This is a genomic window from Paenisporosarcina sp. P4_E4_2 (assembly GCF_056401595.1).
In genome coordinates this window covers 1-2,708 of sequence record NZ_JBFUJC010000392.1, presented here as the reverse complement: position 1 = coordinate 2,708, position 2,708 = coordinate 1, and the positions used below count along the sequence as shown (strand labels likewise).

4 protein-coding genes are annotated in these 2,708 nt (G+C 31.7%); 3 read left to right on the top strand and 1 reads right to left on the bottom strand.

Features of this window, described 5'->3' with window-relative positions:
- A partial coding sequence (locus AC1DSB_RS17605) for a GNAT family N-acetyltransferase (RefSeq protein ID WP_477587239.1) occupies window positions 1-260 on the top strand: 260 nt, incomplete at its 5' end.
- Window positions 261-576: 316 nt separating this feature from the next.
- Here AC1DSB_RS17605 and AC1DSB_RS17600 read toward each other — a convergent pair.
- Window positions 577-1,248 carry a helix-turn-helix domain-containing protein gene (locus AC1DSB_RS17600; protein ID WP_477587238.1) on the bottom strand — a complete coding sequence of 224 codons (672 nt, stop codon included), beginning with the start codon at window positions 1,246-1,248 and terminating at the stop codon, window positions 577-579.
- Between the two features lie 555 nt (window positions 1,249-1,803).
- On the opposite strand from AC1DSB_RS17600, the gene AC1DSB_RS17595 reads away from it, so the two are divergent.
- On the top strand, window positions 1,804-2,295 hold the full coding sequence (locus AC1DSB_RS17595; RefSeq protein WP_477533047.1) for a peptide ABC transporter substrate-binding protein: 492 nt from the start codon (window positions 1,804-1,806) through the stop codon (window positions 2,293-2,295).
- A 150-nt stretch (window positions 2,296-2,445) separates the two neighbouring features.
- Window positions 2,446-2,708 (top strand): hypothetical protein (locus AC1DSB_RS17590; RefSeq protein WP_477587237.1); only part of this gene is annotated, 263 nt, incomplete at its 3' end.

Genomic DNA, 2,708 nt, shown 5'->3' with positions numbered 1-2,708 from the left:
GTGCAATATCATTGGAAGTAGAAGATAATGTTGTTGATATACACAGACTAATTGTGCATCCAACCCATTTTAGAAAAGGGATTGCTCAGAAACTTTTAGATTATGTAATAAGAAATTTCGAAGCTGAAAAAATAAAAGTAGCGRCAGGCTCTAAAAATACTCCAGCAGTAAGTTTTTATAAAAAGAATGATTTCGAAAATATTAAAGAAATCACAGTAAATGAAAATATATCTCTAACCTTTTTGGAAAAGAAATTATAATATTCTTATTGAAGTAACGACTGAATTAACTCAAAAAGAGGTCTTTAAGTCAGCAGAGATTTGCTGGCTTTTTATGTCGTAGTGGGAACATACAATGCTTCTTTCTTGTTGAACTAACGGAGGCTTTGGTAAAAAATTGTTGAGCTGTGCATACAGCTCTTTTTTTCTTCTTAACTAAAGGGGCAGTTTAGTTGAATAAGAATTTGGATTAACGGTAGTTGAATGACAGGCTGACATAACACTAGTTATTAGAAAAAAACAAAAAACAGTAAGTAAAAACCGTCCGTTTTAGCTACTGTTTTTTAGTTGTTTTAAATTACTTGGTAAGATTTCCAAGGGTACCAAGTAATTTCATGTTTCCTTCTTTGACATCTTCTATCAAATAAACTTTTGTCTCGTCTGAAAATGAGTCTGGAGCCATGAAAGAGTTACTTTGTGGTGTTTCTTTGTTTGCTACAATTGAGAAAGGATCAAATATTGTATCTAGAATTATATAAATTGATTCATCTTCCACATAGACTAAAGCAAATTCAGGTTCTATCCGATAAAATATATTTTCTGATGTCGCTTTAAAAGTGATTGCGGTATCCGCATCATTTTGACTAACGCTTGAAAGTGTAATATCAAAAATTTCGATTCCATTGAGCGAAATATCTACACCCGTTTTGATGGTCGTTGATAGCATGAACATGTAACCAAATATAATGCCAAYAAAAATGAGTAATAATGCTGTTAAAATTTCAAATCTTTTTTTCTGTTTAGTATCTAAAGAAAGTTTTTTGACCATTTTAGAATCCTCTCGTAATAGATTATCAAGAGAAACATCATACAAATTACTAATAGATACTAAGTTATCTAAATCAGGATAACTTCTTCCCACTTCCCAACTAGAAATAGTGGATCGGGAAACATTTAGTATATTTGCTACATTTTCTTGAGTAAGCTTTTTTTCTAATCTAGCTTTTTTTAATTTCGATCCGATTTCCATAATGTTTTCTCCCTTCGAATATATTATCTAAAGAATTCTAACATAATCCTAGCCAAGATTATTATCGTTGGTATGAAAGGGATGACAAGAATTTTGTCATCCCTTTCATACCAACGAAGTTAGCTGGTTATCGTTATGCAATTAAATGGTTTTCATCGTAGACGGCTAAATCAATTTTTAAGGACAATCACATTTACAGAATGTTTGGAGGCTAGTCTTCCTCGTGCATAATTCAACTAACAGGTGCTTTAGTTAAGATCATCAGGCTGATTATCAGCCCTTTTCTTATTGAGCTAACGAGGCAGGTTAGTTGAATAAGGAATTGGAACTTTTAGGATAAAGAAACGTATTAATAAATGGTTTGAATTTTCCTGTCACTTAAGGGGGATGTATTTGAAAACATTTATAAAGGTGTTAATGGCATTATTAGTAATTGTTTTATTAGCATTTATACCACAGAGGGTGAAGGACTTCGAATTTAGGAAATGAACTTCAAACTAATACCACATTACCGGCGATATTTAAACAAGACCAATTCAGAGAGGGGAACAAAAGATGCAAAGTAAATATTTCTTACTTTTATTAATAACTTTATTAGTTTCTGCATGTAGTAATAATAATGTTAAGGTCGTGTCCCAAAATGCTGAAGAAGCCTATACCCTCTTGTTAGAATCACTTATGAATGAAGAAGAATCATTAAATAACGATATTGAATATATATCTATTGATTTGAGTAATATCAATGGTTTGAGAGAGGAGCAAAAACAAATAGTAAAAACTTTCTTCAAATCTCCGGACGAAGTTGAAGTTTTGGACTTAACTTTAGATGAATTAAGAGAAGAGAATTTATTTGATGCTGATTCAAATACGTTAACTGGTATTCTATTAACAATTGAGGAAATTAATTTTTACCAAGACGCTGAATTTGCTAACTTCAAGGGTTCAAAGTATAGGTCAGATGAAGATGTGGTAACTGTTGAAGGTAAAATGCAGTACACTGATGGGCAATGGGAGTTAATAGAAATCAAACAAACATCGGAAAGTTAATTTCTATTTCAACAAGGTACTTTAGTTCAATATCATTGGGTTGCTAAGGCAGCTCTTTTTATTTAACTAACGGGGCAGAATAGTTGAATAAGAAGATGTAATTTTGATTGATTATCAGCAGTTAAAAAAATTGAAAGGGGACGTATAAGTGTGATTGATTATTTTGAACGTAAAATTAGATTAAGGGACTTTGAAGTGTGGGATATTCGAATTGGCGACCAACATTATGCTTTAGCCATTTTAGATGAATTTCGACCTGCCACATTTGATGATTTTGAAATTCCAGATTTAATTTATGAAGAAGATGAACAGCGTGTAAACTATGTCTCTGCTACATATTTCTCTGATGAAGCTGTTAAAGATGAACATAAAGAAATACTGCGTGAATTTGCACAAATGCTTACAGAACACTT

Coding starts and splice junctions, on each gene's coding strand:
- AC1DSB_RS17595 (WP_477533047.1), top strand. CDS start 1,804: ATGCAAAGTAAATATTTCTTACTTTTATTAATAACTTTATTAGTTTCT.